General features: G+C 62.4%; 24 protein-coding genes. 10 read left to right on the top strand and 14 right to left on the bottom strand.

Annotated features, from left to right (window positions below; genetic code table 11):
* Positions 1–2: 2 nt before the first annotated feature.
* Positions 3–1,592, bottom strand: a complete 1,590-nt coding sequence (locus ACZ5G6_RS03455) for a sensor histidine kinase (RefSeq protein ID WP_498691735.1) — start codon at positions 1,590–1,592, stop codon at positions 3–5.
* 293 nt (positions 1,593–1,885) lie between these two features.
* On the opposite strand from ACZ5G6_RS03455, the gene ACZ5G6_RS03450 reads away from it, so the two are divergent.
* The 5 genes from ACZ5G6_RS03450 to ACZ5G6_RS03430 all read left to right on the top strand — a co-directional run bounded on the left by ACZ5G6_RS03450 (position 1,886) and on the right by ACZ5G6_RS03430 (position 6,012).
* Entirely contained in the window at positions 1,886–2,896 is a 1,011-nt protein-coding gene (locus ACZ5G6_RS03450) for a Bug family tripartite tricarboxylate transporter substrate binding protein (RefSeq protein ID WP_223935755.1), read from the top strand.
* A complete protein-coding gene (locus ACZ5G6_RS03445) occupies positions 2,893–3,396 on the top strand; it encodes a tripartite tricarboxylate transporter TctB family protein (RefSeq protein WP_223935754.1) in 504 nt (167 codons plus the stop codon). The genes ACZ5G6_RS03450 and ACZ5G6_RS03445 overlap by 4 nt, the downstream gene beginning before the upstream one ends.
* A complete protein-coding gene (locus tag ACZ5G6_RS03440; protein WP_498689408.1) occupies positions 3,396–5,006 on the top strand; it encodes a tripartite tricarboxylate transporter permease in 1,611 nt (536 codons plus the stop codon). Before ACZ5G6_RS03445 ends, ACZ5G6_RS03440 begins: the two co-directional genes overlap by 1 nt.
* Positions 5,003–5,395: a universal stress protein gene (locus ACZ5G6_RS03435; RefSeq protein WP_223935752.1), complete on the top strand. Its 393-nt coding sequence runs from the start codon at positions 5,003–5,005 to the stop codon at positions 5,393–5,395. Before ACZ5G6_RS03440 ends, ACZ5G6_RS03435 begins: the two co-directional genes overlap by 4 nt.
* A gap of 86 nt (positions 5,396–5,481) precedes the next feature.
* Positions 5,482–6,012: a GNAT family N-acetyltransferase gene (locus tag ACZ5G6_RS03430; protein WP_223935751.1), complete on the top strand. Its 531-nt coding sequence runs from the start codon at positions 5,482–5,484 to the stop codon at positions 6,010–6,012.
* 12 nt (positions 6,013–6,024) lie between these two features.
* Here ACZ5G6_RS03430 and ACZ5G6_RS03425 read toward each other — a convergent pair whose 3' ends face one another.
* Together ACZ5G6_RS03425 and ACZ5G6_RS03420 are read right to left on the bottom strand one after the other, a co-directional pair.
* Positions 6,025–8,160, bottom strand: a complete 2,136-nt coding sequence (locus ACZ5G6_RS03425; RefSeq protein ID WP_223935750.1) for an amylo-alpha-1,6-glucosidase — start codon at positions 8,158–8,160, stop codon at positions 6,025–6,027.
* A 40-nt stretch (positions 8,161–8,200) separates the two neighbouring features.
* Positions 8,201–9,283 carry a glycosyltransferase family 4 protein gene (locus ACZ5G6_RS03420; RefSeq protein WP_498689403.1) on the bottom strand — a complete coding sequence of 361 codons (1,083 nt, stop codon included), beginning with the start codon at positions 9,281–9,283 and terminating at the stop codon, positions 8,201–8,203.
* Between the two features lie 219 nt (positions 9,284–9,502).
* Between ACZ5G6_RS03420 and ACZ5G6_RS03415 the strand changes: the two genes are divergently transcribed.
* The gene (locus ACZ5G6_RS03415; RefSeq protein WP_223935748.1) at positions 9,503–10,201 is read left to right on the top strand and encodes a DsbA family oxidoreductase; all 699 of its coding nucleotides are present in this window, start codon (positions 9,503–9,505) and stop codon (positions 10,199–10,201) included.
* A 101-nt stretch (positions 10,202–10,302) separates the two neighbouring features.
* On the opposite strand, the gene arfA is transcribed toward ACZ5G6_RS03415, so the two are convergent.
* The 5 genes from arfA to ACZ5G6_RS03390 all read right to left on the bottom strand — a co-directional run bounded on the left by arfA (position 10,303) and on the right by ACZ5G6_RS03390 (position 16,298).
* Positions 10,303–11,841, bottom strand: coding sequence for an arabinosylfuranosidase ArfA (gene arfA / locus ACZ5G6_RS03410; RefSeq protein WP_498689399.1), 1,539 nt, complete (start codon positions 11,839–11,841; stop codon positions 10,303–10,305).
* Positions 11,842–11,894: 53 nt separating this feature from the next.
* Positions 11,895–12,797 (bottom strand): carbohydrate ABC transporter permease, encoded by a 903-nt coding sequence (locus tag ACZ5G6_RS03405; protein ID WP_223935746.1) that lies wholly within the window; start codon positions 12,795–12,797, stop codon positions 11,895–11,897.
* Between the two features lie 2 nt (positions 12,798–12,799).
* Complete coding sequence (locus ACZ5G6_RS03400; protein WP_498689395.1) at positions 12,800–13,747, bottom strand: carbohydrate ABC transporter permease; 948 nt, start codon at positions 13,745–13,747, stop codon at positions 12,800–12,802.
* Between the two features lie 35 nt (positions 13,748–13,782).
* A complete protein-coding gene (locus tag ACZ5G6_RS03395; protein WP_498689392.1) occupies positions 13,783–15,117 on the bottom strand; it encodes an extracellular solute-binding protein in 1,335 nt (444 codons plus the stop codon).
* 182 nt (positions 15,118–15,299) lie between these two features.
* Entirely contained in the window at positions 15,300–16,298 is a 999-nt protein-coding gene (locus ACZ5G6_RS03390) for a LacI family DNA-binding transcriptional regulator (protein WP_498689389.1), read from the bottom strand.
* Positions 16,299–16,457: 159 nt separating this feature from the next.
* On the opposite strand from ACZ5G6_RS03390, the gene ACZ5G6_RS03385 reads away from it, so the two are divergent.
* On the top strand, positions 16,458–17,129 hold the full coding sequence (locus ACZ5G6_RS03385; RefSeq protein WP_223935742.1) for a TetR/AcrR family transcriptional regulator: 672 nt from the start codon (positions 16,458–16,460) through the stop codon (positions 17,127–17,129).
* Positions 17,130–17,164: 35 nt separating this feature from the next.
* Here ACZ5G6_RS03385 and ACZ5G6_RS03380 read toward each other — a convergent pair whose 3' ends face one another.
* The gene (locus tag ACZ5G6_RS03380; RefSeq protein WP_223935741.1) at positions 17,165–17,839 is read right to left on the bottom strand and encodes a LytR C-terminal domain-containing protein; all 675 of its coding nucleotides are present in this window, start codon (positions 17,837–17,839) and stop codon (positions 17,165–17,167) included.
* A complete protein-coding gene (locus tag ACZ5G6_RS03375) occupies positions 17,832–18,131 on the bottom strand; it encodes a type II toxin-antitoxin system VapB family antitoxin (protein WP_062069994.1) in 300 nt (99 codons plus the stop codon). The genes ACZ5G6_RS03380 and ACZ5G6_RS03375 overlap by 8 nt, the downstream gene beginning before the upstream one ends.
* 136 nt (positions 18,132–18,267) lie before the next feature.
* On the opposite strand from ACZ5G6_RS03375, the gene ACZ5G6_RS03370 reads away from it, so the two are divergent.
* Positions 18,268–19,188, top strand: coding sequence for a Cof-type HAD-IIB family hydrolase (locus tag ACZ5G6_RS03370; RefSeq protein WP_498689386.1), 921 nt, complete (start codon positions 18,268–18,270; stop codon positions 19,186–19,188).
* Between the two features lie 112 nt (positions 19,189–19,300).
* Positions 19,301–20,830: a stealth family protein gene (locus ACZ5G6_RS03365; protein WP_223937464.1), complete on the top strand. Its 1,530-nt coding sequence runs from the start codon at positions 19,301–19,303 to the stop codon at positions 20,828–20,830.
* A 9-nt stretch (positions 20,831–20,839) separates the two neighbouring features.
* Here ACZ5G6_RS03365 and ACZ5G6_RS03360 read toward each other — a convergent pair whose 3' ends face one another.
* From ACZ5G6_RS03360 to ACZ5G6_RS03345, 4 genes are all read right to left on the bottom strand, one after another.
* Positions 20,840–21,793, bottom strand: a complete 954-nt coding sequence (locus ACZ5G6_RS03360) for a phosphodiesterase (protein ID WP_498689385.1) — start codon at positions 21,791–21,793, stop codon at positions 20,840–20,842.
* A 140-nt stretch (positions 21,794–21,933) separates the two neighbouring features.
* A complete protein-coding gene (locus tag ACZ5G6_RS03355; protein ID WP_498689383.1) occupies positions 21,934–22,416 on the bottom strand; it encodes a glutathione peroxidase in 483 nt (160 codons plus the stop codon).
* 95 nt (positions 22,417–22,511) lie between these two features.
* Complete coding sequence (locus ACZ5G6_RS03350; RefSeq protein ID WP_498689381.1) at positions 22,512–24,137, bottom strand: M23 family metallopeptidase; 1,626 nt, start codon at positions 24,135–24,137, stop codon at positions 22,512–22,514.
* Positions 24,138–24,294: 157 nt separating this feature from the next.
* The gene (locus tag ACZ5G6_RS03345) at positions 24,295–24,672 is read right to left on the bottom strand and encodes a MarR family winged helix-turn-helix transcriptional regulator (protein WP_223935736.1); all 378 of its coding nucleotides are present in this window, start codon (positions 24,670–24,672) and stop codon (positions 24,295–24,297) included.
* A gap of 96 nt (positions 24,673–24,768) precedes the next feature.
* Between ACZ5G6_RS03345 and ACZ5G6_RS03340 the strand changes: the two genes are divergently transcribed.
* The gene (locus tag ACZ5G6_RS03340) at positions 24,769–26,208 is read left to right on the top strand and encodes an MFS transporter (protein WP_498689379.1); all 1,440 of its coding nucleotides are present in this window, start codon (positions 24,769–24,771) and stop codon (positions 26,206–26,208) included.
* The last annotated feature ends 80 nt before the right edge of the window (positions 26,209–26,288 follow it).

The raw sequence follows: 26,288 nt of genomic DNA, 5'->3' as shown, positions 1-26,288 counted from the left end.
GGCTACGCTGCCCCTTTGAAATCCGAATTGTGCTGGTTGAATCGTGCGGTGAAAACGGCCCCATGGTCGTTGGCCACTGTCAGGTCGCCTCCGCTGCGCCGGCATATCACCCGTGAGAGTGCCAGGCCAAAGCCGCGGGCGTCGCCGGGACCCGGCTCCTTCGTGGAAAAGCCCTGACGGAAAATGTCCTCAGCGGAGCCGGAGGGCACTCCTGGACCGTTGTCCCGGACGGTGACTGTAACGCCCTCCCCGGAGTTGACCGCCAACACACTCACCGACGCCCCAACGAGGCCAGTCACGGCGTCGAACGCGTTATCCACCAGGTTGCCCACCACGGTGGTGAGGTCCCGGGACAGTTCCTCGTTAACGCGCGGGAGGGCGGACTGGGGGTCGAGTTGCAGCTCCACCCCGCGCTCGGTGGCCAAACTGGCTTTGGCTATCAGCAGGGCTGCGAGCGCAGGGTCCTGGATGCGGCTGGTCACTTCGTCGTTAAGCCGCGTCCGGTCCACGGTGGCGCCGTTGACGAACTGCACCACGGAATCGTATTCGCCAATCTGTATCAGGCCGGAAATGACGTGCAGTTGGTTGGCGAACTCATGGGCCTGGGCCCTCAAAGTATCGGTCACGGTCCGGGTGGCACCGAGTTCACGTTCCAGCGACGACAATTCGGTTCTGTCCCTCAGGGTTGTCACGGAGCCGATGTCGCGCCCACGGGATCTGAGGGCCACCCTGTTCATGACCACCAGCCTGTCCCCCACCAGCACTAATTGGTCGGGGTCCGTTTGTTCCCGGGTGAGTACCACTTTGAGCGCACTGTCCACGTGAAGGGACCCGAGTTTCCGGCCTACGCAGTCTGCGGGCAATCCCAGCAGTTGTCGGGCGCTCTCATTGGCCACCGTAATCCGCTCGTGCGGGTCCAGCGCCACCACGCCTTCCTTCAGGCCCTGCAGCATCGCTTCACGGTTTTCCACCAGTCCGGTGATCTCCCGAGGCTCCATTCCCAGCGTTTGCCGTTTGACGCGGCGGGACAACAGGAGGGAACCGGCTACGCCGAGAACGCTGGCAACGCCCACGTAGGTGAGGAGGTTGGGCACCACGTCTTCCAGCCGTTCAAGGGCGGATGGATAGTTCCTGCTGATGGCGGCGATGCCGATCATGGTTCCGGAGTCGTCCAGTACCGGCACGTGTGCTGAGAGAACTTTTCCTTCATTACCGGCGAGGACTCCGGTCCAGGCCCGGCCTTCCTTCACCCTGCTGTCGCCCAATAGAAGTGGCTTGCCCAGCTGGCTGGGATCCGAGGAGGCCACCACCGTGCCGTCAAGCTTTGCCAGTGCCACGTGGGAGGAGCCGGAAACAGTCCGAACGGATTCTGCCACGGCCGGAAGGGCTGACCCATTGCGTGATTCGGCGGTGGGCAACAGCGCACGCACTGTGGGGTTGTTGCCCAAGGCCTCTGCCGCGGACAAGGCCCGGCGTCCTTCAGTGCGTTCAAAGGCAGCGGCAGATTGGGCCAGGGAGATGGCTACCACGGCAACCAGAACCGCCAAAACGATCAACAACTGCAGCACAAGGTACTGCCCGGCCAGGGACATCCCTCTCCGTCGAGTCAGTCGAGACACTGTTTGGATCCTTTGGTGATTCCAATTTGCAAGGGCCGCTAACAGCTTCAAAAGTAGTCCGCCTTGGCGTATCGGAACTATACCCTAAGCACGCTGAGGATCAGCTGCGCCGGGTCTTTTGCGAAGGCAAAAGCGTGAACGCAATGAACTTAAAGATCACTGCGAACACAAGAGTGATCACCGTCACGCCGGGACCTAGCATCAATCCACAGGGGCACAATGCTGACCGCCCTGCACAGAATTTCCATACTGAGAAGAGGAACACCATGCGCCAGATCCGCGCATTGCGAATCGCCGCCGTTGCTGCCGGCATCGCCCTGATGGCTACCGGCTGCGGCGCCACAGGTAAGAGCTCCACTGGTTCTGCTAGCTCCGGCGCCGCAGCCGGACCCATCACCGGCCTTCACATCATGGTTCCCAATACTCCCGGTGGCGGCTACGACACCACTGCACGGGCGGCCGCCAAGGTCCTCGACGACGAGAAGATCGCGAACAACACCGAGGTCTTCAACCTCGCAGGCGCAGGTGGCACAGTGGGCCTGGCCCGCGTGGTCAACGAAAAGGGCAACGGGGACCTCGCCATGCTCATGGGCCTGGGTGTTGTGGGTGCCAGTTACACCAACAAGTCGGAGTCGAAGCTGACCGAGACCACCCCGCTGGCTCGGCTCATTGAAGAGCCCGGTGCCATCATGGTCAGCAAGGACTCCCCTTACAAGACCATCGATGACCTCGTGAAAGCCTGGAAGGCAGATCCCGGTTCCATCTCCGTGGGTGGCGGTTCCTCGCCTGGTGGCCCTGATCATCTCCTGCCCATGCAGCTGGCTGGCGCCGTGGGCATTGACGCCACGAAGGTCAACTACGTCGCTTACGACGGTGGTGGAGATCTCCTGCCGGCCATCCTGGGCAACAAGCTTGGCTTCGCGGCTTCCGGTGCAGGCGAGTACCTGCAGCAGATCAAGTCCGGTGAAGTACGCGTCCTGGCTACCAGTGGCGAGAAGCGCCTGGACGGTGTTGACGCCCCCACGCTGAAGGAGTCCAAGATCGATCTGGTCTTCACCAACTGGCGCGGCATGGTGGCCCCTCCGGGCATCAGCGAGGACGACAAGAAGTCCCTGATTGCCGCCCTGGAGAAGATGCACGAATCCGCTGGCTGGAAAGAGGCCCTGAAGACCCACAGCTGGACCGACGCCTTCATCACCGGTGACGAGTTCCAGAAGTTCCTGACGGACCAGGACAAGCGGGTGGCGGACGTGCTCACCAAGCTTGGCTTGGCGTGAGCACTGTAGCAACAGGCCTGAAAGGCCGCGCCGAGCTGGGGGTCGCCCTCCTGCTCGGCGCGGTGGGCGTCCTTGTCTTCCTTGACGCGAATGGCCTGGCAACCCCGTATTCGAAGTCGGACCCCGTAGGGCCCAAGGCAGTTCCCTTCATCGTTGCCGGACTTCTGGTGGTCTGCGCTGTTTTGCTGGCCATCAACGTTCTGCGTGGTGGCAAGGGAGAAGTGGAAGGCGGCGAGGACATTGACCTCGCGCACCCCGCCGATTGGAAGACGGTGCTCCCGCTGGCAGGAGCGTTCATCCTCAACATCCTGCTCATCGACTGGGCCGGTTGGGTCATTTCCGGGACTGTCCTGTTCTGGGGCAGCGTGCTGGCACTTGGCAGCCGGCACTACGTTCGTGACGGGATCATCTCCGTTGCGCTGTCCCTGGCCACCTTCTACGGCTTCTACCTCGGCCTTGGCATTGCATTGCCGGCCGGACTCCTGGAAGGAATCCTCTGATGGACGTCTGGTCCTCTTTGATGGACGGTTTCGCCACCGCCCTGACCCCCATGAACCTCTTGTACGCGGTGATCGGCGTACTCCTTGGAACGGCCGTTGGCGTCCTGCCAGGGCTCGGCCCGGCCATGACTGTGGCGCTGCTGCTTCCCGTCACGGCCGCCCTCGAGCCCACCAGCGCCTTCATCATGTTCGCCGGCATCTACTACGGCGGCATGTATGGCGGTTCCACAACGTCCATTCTGCTGAATACACCCGGAGAATCGTCGTCGGTTGTGACGGCAATCGAGGGCAACAAGATGGCCAAAGCAGGACGCGCAGCCCAAGCGCTCGCTACTGCGGCCATTGGCTCCTTCGTGGCAGGTACCATCGGAACTGCGTTGCTGGCTGTCTTTGCACCCCTGGTGGTGCAGTTCGCCGTGAGCTTGGGCGCACCGAGCTATTTTGCCATCATGATCCTCGCCTTGCTGGCCGTCACTGCGGTCCTGGGTTCATCCAGGCTCAGGGGCTTTGCCTCCCTGGGTCTGGGCCTGGCCATCGGCCTGGTGGGCATTGACTCCGTGACTGGCCAGCGCCGCCTGACATTTGGCCAGCCGATGTTGGCCGACGGCCTGGACATCGTTGTGGTGGCAGTGGCCATCTTCGCCGTGGGTGAAGCACTGTGGGTTGCCGCCCACCTGCGGCGTTCACCGCTTCACATCATTCCCGTGGGGCGGCCTTGGATGGGCAAGAAGGACTGGGCCCGCTCCTGGAAACCCTGGTTGCGTGGCACCGCTTTCGGCTTCCCGTTTGGGGCACTTCCCGCTGGTGGTGCCGAGATCCCCACATTCCTCTCTTATGTCACCGAGAAGCGGCTGACAAAACATCCGGAGGAATTCGGCAAGGGAGCCATCGAAGGCGTCGCAGGACCTGAAGCAGCCAATAACGCTGCCGCAGCTGGAACGCTGACCCCAATGCTTGCCCTCGGCCTGCCTACCAACGCCACCGCCGCCGTCATGCTCGCAGCGTTCACCTCCTACGGCATCCAGCCCGGCCCGCAGCTGTTCTCCAGCCAAGGTCCCCTGGTGTGGGCGCTCATCGCGAGCCTCTTCATCGGCAACCTGCTGCTCCTTCTCATCAACCTGCCCCTGGCACCCCTGTGGGCAAAACTGCTGCAGCTTCCGAGGCCGTACCTCTATGCCGGCATTCTCTTCTTCGCTACTTTGGGCGCCTACTCCGTAAACCTGCAGGCGTTCGACCTTGTGATCCTCCTGGTGCTCGGAGCCTTGGGATTCATGATGCGGCGCTTCGGGCTACCCGTGCTGCCCCTGATTCTGGGCGTCATCCTCGGCCCGCGCATCGAAGGCCAGCTACGCAGGACTCTCCAACTGTTCGCCGGTGACCCCGCCGGGCTGTGGAGCGAGCCAATCGCCGTCGTCGTGTACATCATCGTGGCCCTGATTATCCTCTGGCCGCTGCTCTTCAAGCTGGTCCGCCGCAACCGTCCGGTGCCAGCCAGCGTGGTCCCTGCCCACCCGGGCGAAACCGTCACGGCGAAGGACGCCGCCATCCAAGCTGACGAGAACACCACCCCGCTCCAGCACAACAGCCACCACAACAAGGAGAAGCCATGACCATCGTGGTGGGATACGTCCCCACACCCGAGGGCGAAGCCGCATTGACCCAAGCCATTGCCGAAGCCAAGAAAAACAACGACACCCTTTTGGTGATCAATTCTTCCAAGGGCGACGCCTTGGTGGATAACAGGTACGCCCAGGAACCGGAGATCCAGACCATCGAGGAACGCTTGGCCCTTCAAGGCATCCAGCACGTCATCAAGCAGCCGGTCCGCGGCCATGACGCCGCCGCTGAGGTACTGGATGCGGCCGACGAGACCAACGCCGAGTTGATTGTGATTGGCCTCCGCCGTCGCAGCCCGGTTGGCAAGCTGATTATGGGCAGTGTTTCGCAGAGGATCCTGTTGGAGGCGGACTGCCCCGTGCTCGCCGTGAAAGCAGACTAAACGCAAAACTTGAGTTCGTGCCCAGCTAATGCCCTTAAGATTCGTTCTTAGGGGCATTAGCTATACACAAACACCGAGGGGACCACGTGGCCGAGACCATTCGAACAGCAACAACGGACGACGCCGGAAAGCTGGCCGAGCTTGCGGCCGTCACCTTCCCGCTGGCGTGCCCGCCCGGCGCCTCACCGGCGGACATCCAGGCCCACCTGGAGAAGACGCTCGCCGAGGACAACTTTGTGGACTACCTCGCCGATCCAAACATCACCATTTTGGTGCTCGACGACGACGGGCAGCTCAACGGGTACACCATGCTGATTGCCAAGCCGGCAAGCGACCCGGATGTAGCCTCCGTGCTCTCGGCACTCCCCTCCACGGAACTCAGCAAGTGCTACGTCCACCCGGACCACCACGGCCAGGGAGCCGCGTCCCGCCTCATGAAGGCGTCCGTCGCGGACGCTTCGGAAAAGGGCGCGGCGGGAGTATGGCTTGGCGTGAACAGTGAAAACGCCAAGGCCATCCGTTTCTACGAGAAGAGCGGCTTCCAAAGGGTGGGCACCAAGTCGTTCAAACTCGGCGACACCATAGAGCACGACTTCGTCATGGAGCACGAGCTCTAGGAAACGCCGAACCTAGCCGAACAAGTCCCCAGCCAATGGTGGCCGGGGATCGGAGCGCAACTCCAGGCCAGTGGGCAATCCCGTCACAGTGCCATGTCCCGCGGACGCCTGGATCGTGACCCGCGAGCGCCCCAGCAGCACGTTTTCGGCCTTGAACTCCCCAAACGAGTCCGGGAGGATAGGCGCCAGGTGGAGTACTTTCCTGGTGAAGTCGGGGTCGAACCGCAAGAGGATGCGGGCCAGCTGGATCGGCGCCGCGGCCGCCCACGCCTGGGGTGAACACGCCGTCGGATAGGGCACCGGCTCCGGGAAGTCTGAGCGGTCAAAGCCGCAGAACAGTTCCGGGAGCTGACCGCCAAAGTGCTCGGCGGCGTCGAACAATCCGCTCGCCACCCGGCTGGCTTCCTTCACGAAGCCGTAGCGCATGAGTCCGGTGGCCACGAGCGCCGTATCGTGTGGCCAGACCGAGCCGTTGTGGTAGCTGACGGGGTTGTAGGCACCCATGTCCGAACCCAGAGTGCGGATCCCCCAGCCCGTGAACATCTCAGGTGACATCAGCCGCTCCGCCACAAGTGCAGCCTTGTCCTCGTCCACGATGCCGGTCCACAAGCAGTGGCCCATGTTGGACGTACAGGAATCCACGGGTTTCTTGTCCTTATCCAAGGCAAGGGCGTAATAGCCCCTGTCCGGCAGCCAGAAAGTCTCGTTGAACGCTTCCTTCAGCGCTTCGGCCCGGTCGGCGCAACGGCGTTCGACGGCGGTATCGCCGGCAGCGCGCGCCAGCAGCGAACGCCCAACGTAGGCCCCGTAGGCGTAGGCCTGGACCTCGCACAGCGCGATGGGCGTTTCAGCCATCTTGCCGTCCGCGAAGTTGATGCCGTCCCAGGAGTCCTTCCACCCTTGATTGATCAGGCCGTGGCTATTGGGCCGCTGGTACTCGATGAACCCGTCGCCATCCCGGTCGCCATAGTTTTCCATCCAGGAAATTGCACGGTCGGCATGGGGAAGCAGGGAATCGATGATGTCCGCCCCCAGGCCCCACCGGCTGAGTTCGCCCAGCAGGGTGACGAAGAGTGGCGTTGCATCCACGGTCCCGTAGTAGGCGGTTCCGCCCAAGGAAAGTCCTGCCGTGACTCCCAGCCTTACCTCGTGGGGCATGCGGCCGGGTTCCTCCTCGGAATCGGCGTCCACTTTGCTGCCCTGGAGCCCGGCCAGTGTTTGCAGCGAGCCGGCAGCAAGTCCAGGATCCACCATGAGTGACATATAGGACGCCAGGATCGAGTCGCGCCCAAACAATGCCATGAACCAGGGCGCCCCGGCTGCGACGGCAGCACGCCCGGGATGCTCATGGTCGAAGATCCGCAACGAGCCAAGATCGCTCTGGCTTCGCTCCAGGACTTCCTCAACGTTCCTGTCCGTAACAGCGATCCGGGGAACGTGCTCCGCCCAGGCCATGTGCCGGCGGACACCTGCGGTGTGGTGCAAGGGAGTGGTTTCGGTGAAAGGGTCGTTGGGCCCTTCCCCGTTGGTCAGCGGGATGGCAATGACGCTAGTGGTCCATTGGCTCCGCGCGGGGATGGTGATGTGGAAGCTCAGCCCATCTTCCGTGGGTTTCCCTCCGGATGCCCGGAAGGATACGCCCCGGCGTTGTCCATTGGCGTGAACCGACTCGATGTGCAGTTCCTTCTTGTGGACCGTTCTCGCCACGGATGCGGCCTTGCCCGCCCTGCCACCTTTGACGTCGAAGAGGTCGGCGAGGTCCGCGTCGATGAGCAGCTCAATATCGCAGGTGGATGCCTGCCCGGAGTAATTCCGGATAGTGATGTCGTCCCTCAGGCCGTGCCCTACATGCCGCTGATGCCTCACAACCAACGGGCTGTCGAACCTACCGTCTGCTGAGAGTGCACGACCCACGAATTCCGCCTGGAACGCAGTTGGATTACGAGCCACCAACGGCTCACGGAACGCCCCGTTGACGCGGAGGACCCACCGCGACACGATCCGGGTGTCCTGGTAGTAGGCGCCGTGGGCCCCACCTCCGTGGATGTCACCAGTGTGGGCGGAAATGCAGAAGGACGATCCTTCGACGACGGTCACCGCACCAAATTCGGAGGCGCCCGCCTCCGTATCGGCGTTCCAAGCAGTCATGGCCCACGAAGCCTTCCTCGGGAAATGTCCTGCTTATCGATCACAGGTTGATGGGGGCTTGCCTCTGATTGTCTTGCAACTTGCCGTCGCCGGGAAGGCCTCCGGCCTTGAATTCTTCGATGACCGTGGCGTAAAGCTCCAGATGGTCCGCTGCCATCCGTGAAGCGTTGAAATACTCATCCACGGTACGCCGGCACTCCGCACGGTTGAGACGTTGCACGTCCTCCATGAACCCTGCGAGTTCGTGGGTCTGCGCCAGATATCCCGTCACTCCATGCTGGACTATTTCGGGGGCGGCACCCATCGGAGTGGAAAGTACTGGTGTTCCGGTAGCCAGGGACTCGATCATGACCAGTCCGAATGGTTCATGCCACTGGATGGGGTTGATCAGGGCCACGGCTCCCCCCATGAGCTCGTACTTCTCGGGATCCGAGAGTTCGCCGAGGAATTCTTCCTGTGAACCAAGGATCGGCTCAACAACGTCGTGGTAGTAGTCCTGCTCACTCTTGGCATGCATCTTGGCAGCGATGCGCAGCGGCACCCCGGCCTCGCGGGCAACGGCCACCGCCTCCAATAAGCCTTTGTCCGGGCACATGCGTCCAACAAAGCATGCGTAACCGCCGGCACCCTCGCCGACAGAAACCGTGGAGAGATCCAGCCCATGATGGATGACGGCCGATATTGGGAGGTCGGAAATGCGGCTGTATTGGTCACGCGAAATGGCGATGATCGCGGTGTCCTGGGCCATATCCCGGTAGAGCCCTGCGTACCGCGGTGTCAGCGGGCCATGGACAGTGGTCACCACGGGCACATTCGGCGGCCGGTGGGCGTAAAGAGGTCCGGCAAGGGTGTGATCGTGGATAATGTCTACGTCCTGCATGCCGGCATATGCCTTGATCACGTGGTGCAGCTCGCTGAGTGTCTGCCCTAACTCTTCCGGCTCGCTCTGCCCGAAACCCCGCAGCTGTGGCACGGGGCAGGTGCTGTCGCCCGCCGTGGCCAGGAGTACCTCGTGCCCTGCATCGGCCAAAGCCCTTGCCAAGGCATCCACAACCCGTTCAGTGCCGCCGTACCGTTCCGGGGGCACTGGGAACCATGGGCCAACGATGAGTCCAACGCGCATGCTGTAGGCCTCCACAAATATGCGAACCCGCGCACGGGGTTCAACCTCGTGTTCATCGCGGCCCCAGACACACGCGATTCTTCGGGACGAAGAGCGCCCCATCGGCTGACTGCATAACCTGCTTCACACATTAGGCTGGGCACGCCCGCCCCGGCAATGGGTGACGAAAATAACAGACTTTTCCGGAATGCCCCTGAACCGCCGAAGGTTGACCACAGCATGAAGATTGAGATCTGGTCCGACGTCGCGTGTCCGTGGTGCTACATCGGCAAGCGCCGCTTTGAGACTGCCCTGGCACAGTTCCCCCACCGCGGGTCGGTGGAGATTCAGTGGAAGAGCTACCAACTGGATCCTTCGATCCCGGAACACTACGACGGCACGGAACTGGACTACTTGAGCAAGCGCAAGGGCCTGGCTCCGGAGCAGGTCAAGCAGATGTTCGCCCACGTCACCGAGACCGCCAAGGGCGAGGGCCTGGACTACCAGTTCAACAACGTAGTGGTTGCCAACAGCTTTACAGCGCACCGCCTCATCCATCTTGCCGCAACCCATGGCCGCCAGGATGCCGCCAAGGAGCGGTTACTTAGCGATCACTTTGAGCACGGCAAGGACATCGGCAGCCGGGAATACCTGACGGAGCTTGGTGCCGCCTTGGAGCTCCCGGCCGCCGAAGTGGCAGAGCTGTTCACTACCGACAAATATTCGGACGCCGTCAACGAGGACATCAATGAAGCCCGCGCCATCGGCGTCACAGGCGTCCCGTTCTTCGTGATCGACCGCAAGTACGGCATCTCCGGCGCCCAGCCGGCGGAACTCTTCAGCGAGGCCCTGAACCAGGCGTGGCAGGAAACCAATCCCCTGATCCCCGTGGGCGCATCCGACGCCGAGGCCTGCGGCCCTGACGGCTGCGCTATCTAGCTAGCCAGCCGCCGTCGTGCGTTAACCCAAGTGAGTCGCAGCAGAGCGCGTTATGAACCTTCATAACGCGCTCTGCTGCGACTTAGTTGGGTGAGCGGGGGTTAGCCCTTCACTACTTCAAGCTCGACGACGGCCCATGACAGGGCGGGCAGCGTCAGCCGAAGCTCCGAACCGCTCGCCTTAACGCCGTCCAAGGGTTTCAGGCCGACGCGGCCCTGCTGGTCCTGGGTGTTGGTGGTGAACCTGTCGCCGCCTTCCGGGATCTCCAGGACTTCGGCCCGGAGCACCTGGCGGGCGTCGAAGCCGCGCAGGGCTGCCTCGACGTCGGCAGCTTCTTCCAGCCCGCGGTTGGCGAAGAACAGCGCAACGCGCCCTGTCTCCTCGTTCCACGTGGCGCTGACATCGACCAGGTCCGTGTCTCCGAAGCGGTTGTTCGAGTACTTGTCCGAGTCCACCGACAGCCGCAGGATCTGGCCCTTGGCGAGCTCGGCCATCCGGGCGAACGGGTGGAAGATGGTTTGCTTCCACGCCGGCCCGTTCTCCTCAGACAGGATCGGCGCAATGACGTTGACCAGCTGCGCCTGGTTGGCGATCTTGACGCGGTCGCCGTGCCTGAGCAGCGAGTTGAGCAGCGTCCCCACCACCACTGCATCGGTGACGTTGTACTTGTCCTCGATGACGCGGGGGTGCTCGCGCCAACCGGCCTTGATCACGTTGTGCGGCTGGTCCTCAGTGTCCAGGCCACGCTGGTACCAAACGTTCCATTCGTCGAAGGACAGGTTGATGTGCTTCTTGTGCTTTCCCTTCGCCCGAACGGCGTCAGCGGTGGCGATCACCGACTCGATGAAGTAATCGGTGTCGACGGCGGATGCCAGGAAGCTGCCGACGTCCCCTTCCTCCTCGAAGTAGTAAGCGTGGAGGGAAACGTAGTCCACCTCGTCGTAGGTGTGCGTGAGGACAGTCTGCTCCCAGGCGCCGAAAGTTGGCATCCTGGAGTTGGAGCTGCCACACGCAACAAGCTCGATGTCGGGGTCCACAAAGCGCATTGCCTTCGCGGCTTCCTGCGCCAAACGCCCATATTCCTCAGCCGTCTTGTGGCCGATCTGCCAAGGACCGTCCATCTCATTGCCGAGGCACCAAAGCTTGATATCGAACGGATCCTTGTGCCCGTTCTTCGCGCGTAGATCGGACCAATAGCTGCCGCCGGGGTGGTTGGCGTACTCCACGATCTCGCGGGCAGCTTCAACTCCCCTGGTGCCGAGGTTGATGGCTTCCATGATTTCCGTGCCTGCCTGCTTGGACCAATCCACGAACTCGTGCAGGCCGAAGGCATTCGTTTCCACCGTGTGCCAGGCGCCGTCCAGGCGGCGAGGCCTGTTTTCCCGGGGGCCTATCCCGTCTTCCCAGTTGTAACCGGAGACGAAGTTGCCGCCGGGGTAGCGGATAACGGTGGCGCCGAGTTCCTTGACCAGCTTGAGGACGTCCTGTCGGAAGCCGTTCTCGTCAGCCTCAGGGTGGCCGGGTTCGTAGATGCCGCTGTAAACACAGCGGCCCATGTGCTCCACGAAGGAGCCGAAGAGGCGGCGGGGTACTTCGCCGACTGTGAAGTCGCGATCCAGGGTAACGCGTGCGCGGGACATGTATCTCCTTGGTTGTGGTTCGAGTCTGGGTGGTTGGTTCGGAAGGTGCCGGATCAGGTTCCGGCAAGACCCGTCGTCGCGACGCCCTTGATGATCTGGCGCTGGAAGAACAGGAAGACGAGGATGAGCGGCAAAGCCGCAAGCAGGGCCGACGCCATGTTCTGCGCGTACTGGACGCCGTAGGCACTCTTGATGGTTTGCAGGCCCACCGGGAGCGTCAGCAGGCTGCCGTCATTGGTGGAGATGAACGGCCACAGGAAGTTGTTCCACGCGCCGATGAACACGAAGATCGCGACGGCGGCCAGAATCGGCCGGGACAACGGCAGGATGATCTGCATGAAGATCCGCAACCGGCTGGCACCGTCCATGACGGCCGCCTCCTCAAGTTCACGCGGGATCTGGTCGAAGAACTTCTTCAGGACGAACACCATGGCGGGGTGGATGACCTGCGGGAGGATGATTGCCCACGAGGTATCGATCATCTGCAGCGCCAGCATTTGGTAGAACAGCGGAATGATCAGCACGGGTGGCGGGATGATGATGGACGCGATGATCACCGTCATCAGCACCTTCTTGCCCTTGAAGTCGATCCTTGAGAGCGCGTAGGCCACCAGTGCGGAGATCACCAGCGTGATCGCCGTAATGGCTGCCGAGGTGTACAGGGAGTTCCACGTCCAGAGCGGGATGTTGCCGTCCTGGAACACTTTGGCGAAGGCCTCCACCGTAAAGCCCGACGGCGGCACCCAGCTGATCTTGGCAGCCGACGCATCCGTCTCGGTCTTGAAAGCGGTGACCGTAGCCCAGGCGAATGGAATGAGCCACAGAACAGCGATAAAGGCAGCGACGACGATTGCTGCGATCCTGCCGACGGTCAGTTTCTTTCGTGGTTGGCGCATCTTCTGGGCAGTGGCAGGCGCGGCGCCCGGCGTGGGACGGGTGAGGGTGGTGGTTGCCATGGTTATGCACTCCTGCGGCGGGTGATGACGAACTGCATGATGGAAACCAGCACGATCAGTCCGAAGAAGATGTAGGAGATGGCTGCGGAATACCCCAGCCGGTAGCCGGTGAATCCGGTTTCGAAGATGTACTGCACCACGGGCCGGGTGGATCCGCCGGGGCCGCCCGCGGTCATTTGGTACACCTGGTCAAAGATCTTCAAGGAGGCCAGGATCTGGAGCAGCACGATCATTACTGTGGTGGGCGTCAGCTGCGGGAGCGTGATGGAGAAGAACTGGCGCCAGGCTCCGGCGCCATCCAGCGACGCGGCCTCGTAGTGCTGCGCAGGGATGTTCTGCATAGCTGCCAGGTACAGGAGGAAATTGAAGCCCACGGTCCACCAGAGGGTCGCGATAACGATCGCCCACATGGCCACATTCGGATCATTCAGCCAGGCAACCTTTGGCAGGCCCAACTTGGACAGGAAGTCGTTGATCAGGCCCAACTGCGGGTTGTACATCCAGGTGAAGAAGAGGGAGACCACCGTGGAGGCCAAGAGGAAGGGCGCAAAATAGGAAAGCCGCCATAGCCACTGTGCGGGAAGCCCGATGTTGAGCAATGCCGCCATCACCAGTGCAACCAGCACCAGCGGAACCGTACTGATCACCGTGAAGTACAGGGTGTTGCCAAGGGAACGCCACATCCCCGCGTCGGCAAAAGCCTCGGCGTAGTTGGCAAAACCAATGATGCTGTCGTTGGCGCCCGTCAGGGATTTGCCTGTGAGGCTCATATAGAAGCCCGAGATGAGGGGCCAAATGAGGAAAACGAGGAAGAACACCAGGAACGGGGCCGCGAATCCCCAGCCGCTCAGGTTGGCGCTGCTGCTTCGCAGCGATGGCCCGGCTTTGGCGCCTGGTATTGGTGTTGTCCGGGGCTGGTTGGTCCGCCGGGACATAGTAGAGGAACTCATGAAGGACTCCTTTGTCGCTCGGTGCGCTGTGCCGGTCAGACCGGGTTCGGCCGGGATAGAAGGTTGTTGGTGCGGGCCGCGAAGCCATCCCACCCTGCGGCGGCCTTGTCCCGCCCCAGCAGCACGTTTTGGATGTGCTCGGCGAAGTAGGTCTGCCAATCCGAGCCGGAGCCGCTGAACCAGGCTTCAGGATCGTAAGCGATGATGTCTGCCGCGTTTGCGTAGTGGATCTGCGGCGTGAGGTCACGGTATGCCTGGGATTGAACCACGGGCTGGAACGCGGGGATGTGGCCGGCTTCCGCCCAGGACAGCGAGCCTTTCAGGACGTCGCTGACGAACTTGTAGACATCCTTCCGTTTCTCTTCGTCAACGGTGAGTTGCCGTGGAAGGACGAATGAATGCGAATCCGCATATGAAGCGGGTGTCCCGTAGAGCGTTGGGATGGTGGCCGCGTCAACCGGCAACTTTGCTTTCTTCATGGTGGGAAGCTCCCAAACGCCGCTGAAGAGCATCCCGGAATCGCCGCGGACAAACTCGGCGATGCCGGTGTTGATGTCGCCGCTCTTGGCCGCGATGGTGTCATCGAAGAGCGATGCCATGAACTCCAACGACTCGATGGCAGCGTCCCGGTCGGCCTTCATCGGCTGGCCTGGGGTCAGGACGATCTCAGCCCCGTGCTGCTTGTAGAGCGTGTAGAACAGCCGCCACATCTGTGATCCCAGGCCGAGGTATCCGAACGAGAGGCCATGGGCCTTGGTGACTTTCTGCATTTCCAGGGCCATGGCCTTGAACTCGTCGGGGGAACCGACCTCCTGGAGTTGGCCGTTGCTTTCAAGCATCCCCGCCTTGCCGGCGACGTCCGTGTTGTAGAACATGACGAATGGATGCGAGTCCAGCGCTATGGAGAAGATCTTGCCGTTCTGCTGGCTCTTCTCCCAGATCCGCGGGGCGAAGTTCTCTGCCGTCACGCCGTTTTCGGCGAGGAGGTCCAGGTCCCAAGGCTCGATGAGTCCGCCCGGCGCGTACCCCGGAACCCTGCTGGCGTGCATGATGGCGACCTCGGGCGGCCGGCCGCCGGCCGAGGCCATGGCGAGCTTGGTGTAGTACGGCGGACCCCATGCGAGCACCGTGGGGTGCACCTTGAAACCAGGGTTGGCCTGGTTGGCGCTGTTGATCATGGCCTGCATCTTGATCCCGTCACCGCCGGACAAGAGGTGCCAGAAATCGATGTCCTGAACCGTGGTGGCCTGGGCCGCACCTCCACAGCCTGTGAGGCCCGTGGCGAGGAACCCGCCTCCGAGGAGGGCCGATCCCGTCAATAACTGTCTCCGGGACAACTGTTTCCCGGTCAAAGATTCAAACTGCTTCACCCGTCACTCCTTTGGAAGGGTCCGCTGAATAGGACACAACTGCTGTGCAAGTCCGGCTCCGATGCGTCTCCACGTCCAGGTAAAGGGTGGCCCGGGGGTGACGCGGCTCTCACATTACATCGTTGTAATTGTGGAGGCAAGAGAAAATTGTTAGCGCACACAGTTTAATGCGAAAGACCGCTTCAGCGGCTGCTGTCCCGCTCCACAATGCTGTAGTCCACGGTGACAACGCACTGTCCCTGGCCCCTGTCCGCCATGCGCTCAGTGAGGAGGCGCAACGCTTCGGTGGCGATGGTTCGTTTATCGAAAGACACTGTGGTCAGGGAGGGGACCGCGTAGCGCCCATCCATGACGTCGTCGAAGCCGGCCACCGCGATCTCATCAGGGACACGGACACCCTTCTTCCACAGTGCATTGAGGGCACCAATGGCCAGGGAGTCCGTGAAGCAAAACAACGCCTCAGGCAGCGGGTTGGAATCCAGGTAATGCATCAGGGACTCGGCGGCGGAGCCAGGAGTCCATTGATCGCAGGAGATCAACAAGGATTCATCCAGCGGGATCCCCAACTCCCCAAGCGCTGCCTCATAACCCTGGGTCCGCTGGATCGCCGTAGCCGACTGCCTCCCCCGGTTGACGCCCAGCACGGCGATGCGCCGGCGTCCGGGCTTGGCCAGGGCCAAGGTCATATCGCGTGCCGCCGCGAAACTGTCCACGTAAACCCTGTCTGCAAGCTCCTGCGTCACCTCACCCAACAGGACCACCGGGGGCAAAGCCACCCCAACCTTCACCGCACTTTCATCCAGCACCACAGGGTTAAGAATCAGGCCGTCGATGAGGTTGGAGCGCGCACGGGTCATCAGCTCATGCTCGCGCTGTGGATCGGAACCTGTTTCCTCGATCTGGACGCTCCAGCCCTGCTCGTGGGCCACTTCGACAATGTTCTGGGCTATTTCAGCAGAGAAGGGGGTCGCCAGGTCCGGCAGCGCCAAAGCGATCACGCCGGAACGGCCGTTGCGTAGTCCGCGCGCGGAAAGATTGGGCACGTAGTCGAGCTCCTGCATTGCCTGCTCAACCCTGAGCCGTGTTGGAGCGCTTACTGGCACGATTCCGTTCATGACGTTCGAGACGGTTTTCGGCGACACTCCCGCGCGACGCGCCACATCCTTGACCGTTGCCCGCAACAGTCCCCCTTTGAACTAGTGCCCGGGTGAAATTGGTGTCCGGTTCCCACGATGTTACGCGAGTTTGCGTAGGCTCCGCGCCCACGGGAAGGCCTCCAGAGGTTATGACGCGCACACAAACTGGCAGGACTTGGTGACACATCACTGTAAAGTGTCTATATGCCCAGGATCACGGCCGCCACGAACGCTGCCCAACGCGCCGAGACCCAACGCCGTATCCTGACTGCCTTCGGCGAACTCCTCTTTACCCACGGCCTGCCCGGCCTCACTATGACCGACGTCGCACGCCACGCAGGCGTTGGCCGCACCGCCGTCTACAACTACTACGCCGACATGGAGCAGCTGCTCATCGCGTACGCGCTGGACGAAACGGAGCGCTTCATCGTGGACCTTCGCGATTCGCTGGCAGCCCTTGAAAACCCAGTGGACAGACTGGCCCTCTACGTGCGCGCCCAGGTGGAGGACCTCAGCCGCCGCCACCTGCCGCCGGGACCAGCGATGGCCGCCGTCCTTTCCCCCGCATCGTTCGCGAAACTTGCAGACCATGTGGGCGAGCTCAACGTCCTCCTCCAGGACATCCTCACGGATGGCGTCCAGCAGGGCTACCTCCCGGAAACTGACGTCGCCCAAATGGCGCGGCTCATTCACGGCACGCTGTCCGCCAGCGCCGCACGACGCAACCGAACGCCCGACGGCGAGACTCCCCCGCCTGCCCCAGCCTCCGACGTCGAACCCCAGACGGCGCAAACGGTGCGCTTCATCCAACTGGGCGCGGGAGCGAAGTTCGATGAAGCGGGCAAGCCCGTCCGCCTGGATGCACTGACGCGCTAACTACCGGGCCTACTAACAACCAGGGCCGGACTCATCTACTGCGCGGGCTTGGTGGGGATGATGGGCCACCTGGAGTTATCCGCGATCCTCAGGTCCTCGCGCGGACAGCTGAGCTTGCCCGGTGTCTGGTCCACGAGTTGCGTTTCCACCAAGCCCTGGTACCCCCGGGTGAGGACGACATCCACTGATTCGTCCTCGCGGTTGTCCTGGAAATAGTCCGTTCCGGCCAAATTCCGCTGGACGTTGAACGCAGCTGCTTGGCCTTTGACTCCAGAGACCACCACGCCGATCCCCGAGTAGGCAGTATCACTGTTGTCTATGGATAGCACTTTGTACCCCCGTGCCTTGAACTCCTCCGCAACAGTAGTTGCCAGCCCTGCACGGGACGTGGCATTGAAGACGTTGATGTTCACGGTTTCGTTCGGTATGTAGTCGAACGTGGTGGTGGGGCAGAGACTGGTGGGTGCTTTGCTGGCGATCGCTGTCGGAATCCTGATGACGCCGTTCATGATCGCCCAGGCGCCCACGGCTCCGGCGGCAATGACCCCCACCAACAGGACCAGGACGATCGCGTGGAAGACGCGGCGCCGGAAGCGGCCACGCTGCGCGCGGGCGTCCTCGGCGAACGTAGCGCGAAGCTCAGGTCCGGTCACCACATGGTGCCCGTGCAACTGCGTCACATCTTTGGGACGCTTGCTCTGCCTAGCCATCGATCACCAGCACGCGTGCGTGGATGGCCGTCCGCTGGTGGAGCGCGGTGCGGACCGCCCGGTGGAGCCCGTCTTCGAGGTACAAGACGCCCTGGTACTGGACCACGTGCGGAAACAAATCCCCAAAAAACGTTGAATCCTCAGCCAACAAAGCCTCCAGGTCCAGCGTGCGCTTGGTGGTGACGAGTTCATCGAGGCGAACGGGTCGCGGCGGAAGGGCGGCCCAGTCACGCGGCGCGGAGTATCCATGGTCAGGGTACGGGCGTCCCTCGCCCACAGCTTTGAAGATCACCCTGCAAGCCTATGGAAGTTGCTGCGCTAACGGAACTTGTGACCCCCGGCACACGCAGGTTGTGGCCAAATGGTGACTATCCGACGTCAGGCGTCATAGCTGTGATGCACACCTCGGAGACTGACAGAATAGGGGCATGACTCAACCGCTCCAAGGTACTGACCGGACCGCTGCCCACTTGGCTCCGGCCCTCGCGCTGCTGCTTGATGTCGACGGCCCCATCGCCAGCCCTGTGACGCGCGACGTCAAGCCGGACATCATCGCAGACCTCGTGGCCTTGGCTTCTGCCGGCATCCCCGTAATCTTCAACACTGGCCGCTCGGACGCCTTCATCAGTGAGCAGGTGATGGGGCCGATGATCGCTGCTGGAATGCCGGCCGACACCATCATCCACGCCATCTGCGAAAAGGGCGCAGTCTGGTTCAGCTACACCGCCGCCGGCCCTGGACCCATCCACGTGGACCACGAGCTCGCCGTGCCCAAGGCCTACGGGGATGACATCCGCAGGCTCGTGGCCGAGGATTACTCCGCGCACATGTTCTTCGATGAGACCAAGCGCGCCATGGTCTCCGTTGAGCAGCACCTCGAGGTGGCCAGCGAGGATTATCTGGCCGAGCAAAAACTCTTCGACGCCGATGCCCTGGACATCATGGGCCGCCACGGCCTGAACGCAGCGATCCTGGACCACCATGCACCGGAGTCCGATGACACCGTGGACTACCGGCTGGACCCCACCATCATTTCCACGGACATCGAATCCGTCCGGTTGGGCAAGGACCTTGGAGCCAGCCGGGCAGTGGAAATGTTGGCTGCCCAGGGAATCACGCCGCTCTCCTGGCGGACCGTGGGTGATTCCCGTACGGACTACGCCATGGCAGACTGGCTTCACCACAACGACCACGATGTGAAGCACGTGGACGTCCGGCCCGCAGACGGCGTTCCGGTGAAGCCCTACACCATTCTTACCGCCGCCGACCTCGAGCTGGCGGACGACGTCATTCACGACGACGCCGGCGGAGCCTTCCTGCGCAGCTGGCGCGAAGCCCTCGCCATCTAAGCATTCCTGCGTTTCCCCCCAGAAAAGACTCAGAACAGTACGGAGAAAAGCCATCACTCAAGCACAGGTCGATCCGATTTACCACGGCAGCCCCACCGTAGAGGAAGATGCGATCGCCGAGGCGGTCTCGCCTGCCGTCGTTGCCCACCTGAAGCACCGGTCCGACGTCGTCCGCCACCGCGGGCGGTACGCCCTCCTTAACGGAGACCTCACGCCCCAACAGGCAATGGTTGCGGACCTCCTTGCCATCCGCGCGGCTTTGGATGCCGCTGGCGTGGACTTCATCCTGGTGCGAGGGAACGACGAAAGGCCGGTCATCGCCGTCGACTGGGAGTCACGCAGGGACGTTCGCGAGGCCCTGGTTGCTGCCTTCCGCAATGAGCCGTTTTACTCCATGACTGTCGATGCCAAGAAGAAAACCTCGGTTTTGGTGGCGGACGGTGAACTCTCCGCCAACCGGAAGGCACGGATTTTCCGCCTGTACCGGCCCAGGGTGGAGCTCGGCGGCGGGCTCTGGTACGGCCCTGCCCTTGGTGTCCAGCTCGAGCTGTGGAGGTTCGAAGGCGACCACCTTGAACTCCCCGTGGAGAATTCCCTGACCCGTCGCACCATGCTGCGCCAGGACGCTGTGCGGGGAACAGTGCAACGGCATGGCCTCACCTGGCCAACCATCGAGAACATGTTCGCGGACCACGCCAGCGACATCGACTTCGACATCGACATCGTCTTCTCGTGGGTGGATGGCAGCGACCCCGAATACATCGCCCGGAGGCGCGCCCAGCAAGCTGGGGCTGTCCTCGGCGAGGGCGACGACCATGAGGCACGCTTCCGGCAGATCAACGAGCTGAAATACGCGCTGCGCTCTGTCCACATGTTCGCTCCGTGGATCCGCCGGATCTTCATTGCGACCGACTCCCCCACTCCGGCATGGTTGGCCGACCACCCATCAGTGACGATCGTACGCAGCGAAGAGTTCTTCGCCGATCCGTCAGTATTGCCCACCCACAACTCCCAAGCCGTTGAGTGCCAGCTCCACCACATCGAGGGGCTGTCCGAGCACTTCCTCTACTCCAACGACGACATGTTCTTCGGCCGGCCCGTTGGCCCGGACATGTTCTTCACGCCAGGCGGAATCACCAAGTTCATCGAGGCTGACACCCGCATTGGGCTGGGAGAGAACGACGCCGAACGCAGTGGCTTCGAGAACGCGGCGCGCGTCAACCGCAAGCTGCTGTGGGAACGCTTCGGACGGATCACCACCAGGCACCTGGAACACACGGCCGCTCCCCTGCGCCGGAGCGTGGTGGCCCAGATGGAGCACGAATTCCCTGCCGAGTTCTCCAAGACGGCGGCCAGCCGCTTCCGCGCTGCGGACAACATCTCAGTGACCAACTCGTTCTACCACTACTACGCGCTGCTCACCGGCAGGGCCGTGACCCAGACCAACGCCAAGGTCCGCTACGTCGATACAACGCAGTGGTCTGGACTCCACTACCTTCCAAAGCTGCTGGCCAAACGGCACATGGATCTCTTCTGCCTCAACGACGGCAGCTTCCCGGAGGTTGAAGCGGACGAACGCGCGGAGCTCGTGACCGACTTCCTGGAGAAGTACTTCCCAGTCAAAGCGCCCTGGGAGAAATAGGGAACCGGATCAGTCCCTGTTGTTCGATTGGGAGACGAGTTCCTGGGCCGGCACCACTGGTTCCATCCGGGAGCGCTTCGGAATCCTGATTCCTGCTTCAGTGAGACGGCGCTGGACTTCGGCAGCGTCCACAGGCTCGCCAACAGTTTCGCCACCGGACATGGGCACCACCGAATGCACGATCGTGTGCTCGTAGACGTGCACCATGTTGTAGGACTGGGCACCGTCCCGCCCCCGCTGTCCGCCGGCACGCACGCCAAGGTCCTGGGTATAGCACGTCGCCGACGCGACTGACACCGGGACGCCGGCGAAGGCCGCGGTCGTGGAGTAATGCAGGTGACCGGCCAGGATGGTGCGGACGTCGGAATTGCGGACGACGGCGGCCAGTGCGGCTTGGCCGCGCAACTCCACCAACACTGCGAGGTCCTGGACGCACGGGACAGGCGGGTGGTGCAGGGCGAGGATGGTGCCGTCGGGAGCGGGAGTAGCCAACTCTGCAGCCAGCCACTGCAGCTGCGATTCGGACAACTCGCCGTGGTGGTGTCCTGGGACGGTGGTGTCCAAGGTGATGATCCGGAGCCCGTTGACGAAGTAGCTGCGGTCCACGGGGTCCTGTGGCCGGCTCGCTGCCGAGGCATCCAGGAACGCGGAGCGGAAATTGGCGCGGTTGTCGTGGTTGCCCATGGCCCAAATGGCCTTCGCTCCGAGCGAATTGCACACGGGCTCAATCATTTCGCGAAGCCGTTTGTAGGCTTGGAACTCGCCTTTGTCCGCGAGGTCTCCGGTGAAAATGATGGCCTCGGGCCTGATCCTGGAGGCAATGATCTGATCGCAGATCTCCTGGAGCCTCGCAGCACTGTCCACGGAACCGTGGAGCGTGCCTGGACCGGCCACCAGGTGAAGATCACTCAGGTGCAAAAGCACATGACCTGGTTTGGGGTACTCGGCCTCGATGAGCTCCATAGCTGCCTTAGCGTTTGGTGGGAGACGGTGTCCCCCGTGTCATTCCAGTACTGCCAATCCAACCAGACAACAAGCCAACAACAGGCGAACTGCCGGCGGAATGTTGGAAAATTACTTTCTCCCTTCGAGGGTATTGATGCTTATGACAAGGCCTTTTCAAGCGCGTCAACCAATTCCTGCGCGTCAGGTTCCACGCTTGAGGGAAACCTTGCAACCAGCTCGCCGTCACGGTTTATGACGAACTTCTCGAAGTTCCACTTGACCTTGACCGGCTGCCCGGACTCGTCCTGGGTCAGCTCGGCGAACAACGGGTGCTGCTCCTTGCCCAGCACGTTGGCCTTGCTGGTGAGCGGGAAAGAGACGCCAAAGTTGCGTTCGCAGAACTCCGCGATTTCCTCGTCGGCGCCGGGCTCCTGGCCGCCAAACTGGTTGCAGGGCACGCCGAGGATTTCCAAGCCGTCCTCACGGTACTTTCCGTAGAGCTCCTCAAGGCCTGCATATTGGCGGGTGTAGCCGCACTTGGAAGCGACGTTCACAACCAGGACCGCTTTCCCTTCAAAGCGTCCGAAGTCTGCCTCAGAGCCATCGTTGAAGGTGAGGGGAATGCTGTACAGGGTTCTCATGTGATCGCTTCCTGACTACGTCGTCTGGCGGGATTGCCGCCACCGAGCTTACGGGAGCTGCCCAAGCCATGAAACGTAGGAGTACCTACGCTGGCTTATGAGGTGGGAAGGATGAGGGTAGACAACGGCACGATCACGCCGTCCGGCCGCTGGACCGTGTCCGGGCCAATGAGGATGTATCCAGGCGGAAGGACCACTGCCGGTGGCGTCGACGGAAGCACGGCGACTGGGGCGGGTGCCGGAACTGGTGCTGCTGGCACAGGAGCAACCGGAGCTACGGATTGCGTGACCGCAGTGGGTGCCGGTTCAGGTGCTGCAACCACGGGCGCAGGGGCAACAGCCACGGGTGCGGGCGCGACTTCGGCCGGCGCAGGGGCAACCGGGGCAGGGGCCACAGCTACGGGGGCCGGATCAGCGGGCGCTGGTTGAGCCACCGGCGCCGTGACGGTGTTGGGGGCTACCGTCGACGTGCTGGGCGCAGTAGTCGTGGTTCCGGTGCTCGTGGTTCCAGTGCTCGTTGTGCCCGTAGTCGTTGTGCCCGTAGTCGTTGTGCTAGGCGTCGCTGTTGAGGTAGCCGTGGCCGTCGGTGTAGAAGTCGCCGTCGGGCTTGGCGTCGCGGTGGTCGTCGCTGTTGAGGTAGCCGTGGCCGTCGCTGTAGCCGTCGCCGTCGGTGTTGGGGTCGCGGTGACCGTCGGAGTCGGAGTGACCGTCTGCGTAGGCGTCGACGTTGCGGGTGGCGTCTGCGTAGAGGGCTGCGTTGTGGTGGTGCCAGTGCCCGAGGTGCTCGGAGGTACGGTCACCGTAGGAGCAACACTCTCCTCGTGGTCCCCACCGATGATGGCGCGGTTGCTGCTGTCTCCCACGGGCACGGCCCACTGGGGCGTGGCCGAGGAACCCGTTCCAACTCCAGGCTGGTAGTTCACCATGGTGATGTTCTGCAGCGGATCAACCTGCCGGAGGGGCAGGTAGGTCCAGCCGTTGGGGTTGGTGTGCAGGCCGTTCACGATCGTCTCAAAGTGCAGGTGGCAACCAGTGGACCACCCTGTGGTCCCGACCTGGGCGATGACTTCCCCGACGCGCACGGACTGGCCCTGCGTAACACCTATTGCCTGGAGGTGGTTGTACGTGGTGACAAGGCCATTGCCGTGTTCAATCTCAACACGGTTGCCGCCACCCCAGATGTGCCAACCGACTGCCCTGACCACGCCGGCGTCTGCGGCGTAGACGCGGGTGCCGCATGCTGCGGCGTAATCCTGGCCCCAGTGGAACTCGCCGGGAAGTCCAGTCAGCGGACTGTAGCGGTAGCCGTACGGGGAGCTCGGATTGAGGACTTCCAGCGGCGCGTAGAGGCTGCCGGCTGGTGGTCGCGATAGTCCCGCAGATGCAACGGTCAGGCCGGCGGAGCCATCCTTGGCCACGGTCCGGACGATTGCGCGATCGAAGTAGACCATGGGCGTGCCGGCCTGTTGCGCGGGCGGCTCGGGCATGGTGTCAATCACCGTGGTTTCGGCTTCCGGCGGCACGAGGCTGCCCAGCGACATAGGTCCAACGACGCCTTGCGCCACAGAACCATCCACGGAACCGGTGGAGACGGAAGTCAGGGGTTGGAAGCCAAAGGCGATGAACGCTACGGCCGCCAGGATTCCGGCGATGAGCACGCGACGGAAACCGTCGGTGCGCACCAGGTCTACAAACCGGTCAGACTCACTATGCTTGCCCACAAGAACACTCCCCAAAGCCAGCGGCACCAAACCCCAGCCTGGCGTGCAAGCACCATTGTTGCGGGAATCACCATGAAAATAAAGTGTTTCCAGGGGCAATGAAGCGCAGGGTTACCTCAGTTTTTGCTCAAGAGATCTTGAGGTTCGCGGAGGCCGCTTAGCCGAGGTTTTCCTTGAGCAGTGCACGATGTTCCACGGCTGCGGATTCATGCAGGGCGCGGCCGGCGTCTGTGAGCTCCAGAAACAAGGACCGACGATCATCGGCGCACGTTTGGCGGGAGACCAGACCTGCTTTTTCCAGCCTGTCCACCACCTTGGACACGGCGCTTTGAGTCATGGGGGTGCGTTCCCCCAAGGCCTTCATGCGGCAAGCGGCATCGGTGCTTTCGGCCACGAGGTCCAGAATTTCGAACTCGTTCAGGCCGATATCGAACTTGGCCTCCAGGGCGCGGTCAATGGCTCCTGCGGTGCGGAAGTAGGAGTCCTGAATGCTGCGCCACTGCTCAACCAGCTGGCGGTCACGCGTCGTTGCCATGCCCCGATTCTAGTCCATTCCACCGTTAGAATCCACGTCATAATATTCCGTGTCATATTCCTTGTCATCGAATGACGCGTCATATAGATTGAACGCATGACATCACCCACCACCCTTCAAAGATCCGCCGAACCCTTGGTTTCAGCCGTCCGCTGGACGCGCGCCCAGTGGCTGCTGCTGATGGTTGTGTGCACCGTCCTCGCCTTGGATGGGCTGGACGTTTCCATGGTTGGCGTGGCCCTGCCTTCCATCGGACAGGAACTCAACCTCGGAACCGATTCCCTCCAGTGGATCGTTTCTGCCTATGTCCTGGGGTATGGAAGTCTGTTGCTCCTGGGCGGCCGGCTCGCGGACCTGTTGGGCCGCCGTCGTATATTCCTCATAGCCCTGGCCGTGTTCGCCGCAGCATCACTGCTGGGTGGCCTGGTGGACGATCCCGAAATCCTGATCGCTACGCGATTCGTCAAGGGTCTCGCCGCAGCGTTCACCGCGCCCACAGGTTTCTCCATCATCACTACCAACTTTGCCGAGGGCCGCGAGCGCAACAAGGCGTTGTCCATCTTCACCACGTTCGGCGCCAGTGGCTTCTCCTTGGGCCTTGTGGTCGGTGGACTGATGACCAGCCTGAGCTGGCGGTGGACGTTCCTGGTGTCCGTGCCGATCGCGGTGGCCGTGGTCCTGCTGGGCATGAAATTCATTCCGAAGGACAAACCGTCCGCCGAAAACAGCGGGCATGACATCTGGGGTGCGGTGACCCTCGCGCTGGGCATGCTCGGTCTCGTCTACACGTTGGTTTCAGCACCTGAGCAGGGCTGGGGATCTGTGGCAACTATCGCCGGATTCGCAATCTCTGCAGCCGTGCTTGCAGCCTTCGCGGTGATCGAGAACAAGGTGAAGCACCCGCTGATCCGTTTCGGCATCCTCAAGGAAGGCTGGGTGGCCAGGGCCAACCTCAGCGCCGTTGGGCTTTTCGGTTCTTACTTGAGCTTCCAGTTCATCGTCACCATGTTCCTGCAGTCGGTTCTCGGTTGGACGCCCTTGGGCATGGCATTGGCCTTGCTGCCAGCCGGACTACTGGTGGCAACGAGCGCACCCTTTGCTGACCGGCTGATCGAGAAATTCGGCGCCACCCAGCTGATCCTCACGGGCCTCACCGCACTTGGATTGGGCTATGTCCTTTTCCTCCGGGTTGGCACCACACCCAACTACGCTTTGGACATCCTGCCCTCGGTGATCCTCCTGGGCATTGGTTTCGCCCTGGCCTTCCCATCCATCAACGTCCAGGCCACCACCGGCATCAAGGACTCCGAGCAAGGCTTGGCTGCCGGTTTGATCCAGACCAGCACGCAGGTGGGAGCCGCACTGGTCCTGGCAGTCACCACCGCTTTGGTGAGTGGGCACGGAGAGGCCAGAGGAACGCTCAGCGCCCAAGCCATGCTGGAACAGTACCGTCCGGGCCTGATCCTGAGTGCCGCCGTCGCCATCGCGGCCCTGCTGGTGGCCGCAGCACCGTCAAGGCGCCGGATCCGGGTTTAGTCCGCGCGAACCCTCCGGCCCCCATGGCGTTGCCATGGGGGCCGGAGCTGTTCACGGCCTGCTCTGTACAGGTTCGGCGA

The organism is Arthrobacter sp. TmtSoilC51, from assembly GCF_055388015.1.
This window is presented reverse-complemented; position numbering and strand designations above follow the sequence as displayed.

What these genes read in the sequence shown, in the direction of transcription:
- ACZ5G6_RS03425 (WP_223935750.1), bottom strand. Translation starts at nt 8,160, where the DNA reads ATGACTGCTTGGAACGCCGATACGGAGGCGGGCGCCTCCGAATTTGGT.
- ACZ5G6_RS03455 (WP_498691735.1), bottom strand. Translation starts at nt 1,592, where the DNA reads ATGTCCCTGGCCGGGCAGTACCTTGTGCTGCAGTTGTTGATCGTTTTG.
- ACZ5G6_RS03345 (WP_223935736.1), bottom strand. Translation starts at nt 24,672, where the DNA reads ATGGCAACGACGCGTGACCGCCAGCTGGTTGAGCAGTGGCGCAGCATT.
- ACZ5G6_RS03360 (WP_498689385.1), bottom strand. Translation starts at nt 21,793, where the DNA reads ATGGAGCTCATCGAGGCCGAGTACCCCAAACCAGGTCATGTGCTTTTG.
- ACZ5G6_RS03420 (WP_498689403.1), bottom strand. Translation starts at nt 9,283, where the DNA reads ATGCGCGTTGGACTCATCGTTGGCCCATGGTTCCCAGTGCCCCCGGAA.
- ACZ5G6_RS03415 (WP_223935748.1), top strand. Translation starts at nt 9,503, where the DNA reads ATGAAGATTGAGATCTGGTCCGACGTCGCGTGTCCGTGGTGCTACATC.
- ACZ5G6_RS03370 (WP_498689386.1), top strand. Translation starts at nt 18,268, where the DNA reads ATGACTCAACCGCTCCAAGGTACTGACCGGACCGCTGCCCACTTGGCT.
- ACZ5G6_RS03405 (WP_223935746.1), bottom strand. Translation starts at nt 12,797, where the DNA reads ATGGCAACCACCACCCTCACCCGTCCCACGCCGGGCGCCGCGCCTGCC.
- ACZ5G6_RS03400 (WP_498689395.1), bottom strand. Translation starts at nt 13,747, where the DNA reads ATGAGTTCCTCTACTATGTCCCGGCGGACCAACCAGCCCCGGACAACA.
- ACZ5G6_RS03385 (WP_223935742.1), top strand. Translation starts at nt 16,458, where the DNA reads ATGCCCAGGATCACGGCCGCCACGAACGCTGCCCAACGCGCCGAGACC.
- ACZ5G6_RS03380 (WP_223935741.1), bottom strand. Translation starts at nt 17,839, where the DNA reads ATGGCTAGGCAGAGCAAGCGTCCCAAAGATGTGACGCAGTTGCACGGG.
- arfA (WP_498689399.1), bottom strand. Translation starts at nt 11,841, where the DNA reads ATGTCCCGCGCACGCGTTACCCTGGATCGCGACTTCACAGTCGGCGAA.
- ACZ5G6_RS03435 (WP_223935752.1), top strand. Translation starts at nt 5,003, where the DNA reads ATGACCATCGTGGTGGGATACGTCCCCACACCCGAGGGCGAAGCCGCA.
- ACZ5G6_RS03450 (WP_223935755.1), top strand. Translation starts at nt 1,886, where the DNA reads ATGCGCCAGATCCGCGCATTGCGAATCGCCGCCGTTGCTGCCGGCATC.
- ACZ5G6_RS03440 (WP_498689408.1), top strand. Translation starts at nt 3,396, where the DNA reads ATGGACGTCTGGTCCTCTTTGATGGACGGTTTCGCCACCGCCCTGACC.
- ACZ5G6_RS03355 (WP_498689383.1), bottom strand. Translation starts at nt 22,416, where the DNA reads ATGAGAACCCTGTACAGCATTCCCCTCACCTTCAACGATGGCTCTGAG.
- ACZ5G6_RS03340 (WP_498689379.1), top strand. Translation starts at nt 24,769, where the DNA reads ATGACATCACCCACCACCCTTCAAAGATCCGCCGAACCCTTGGTTTCA.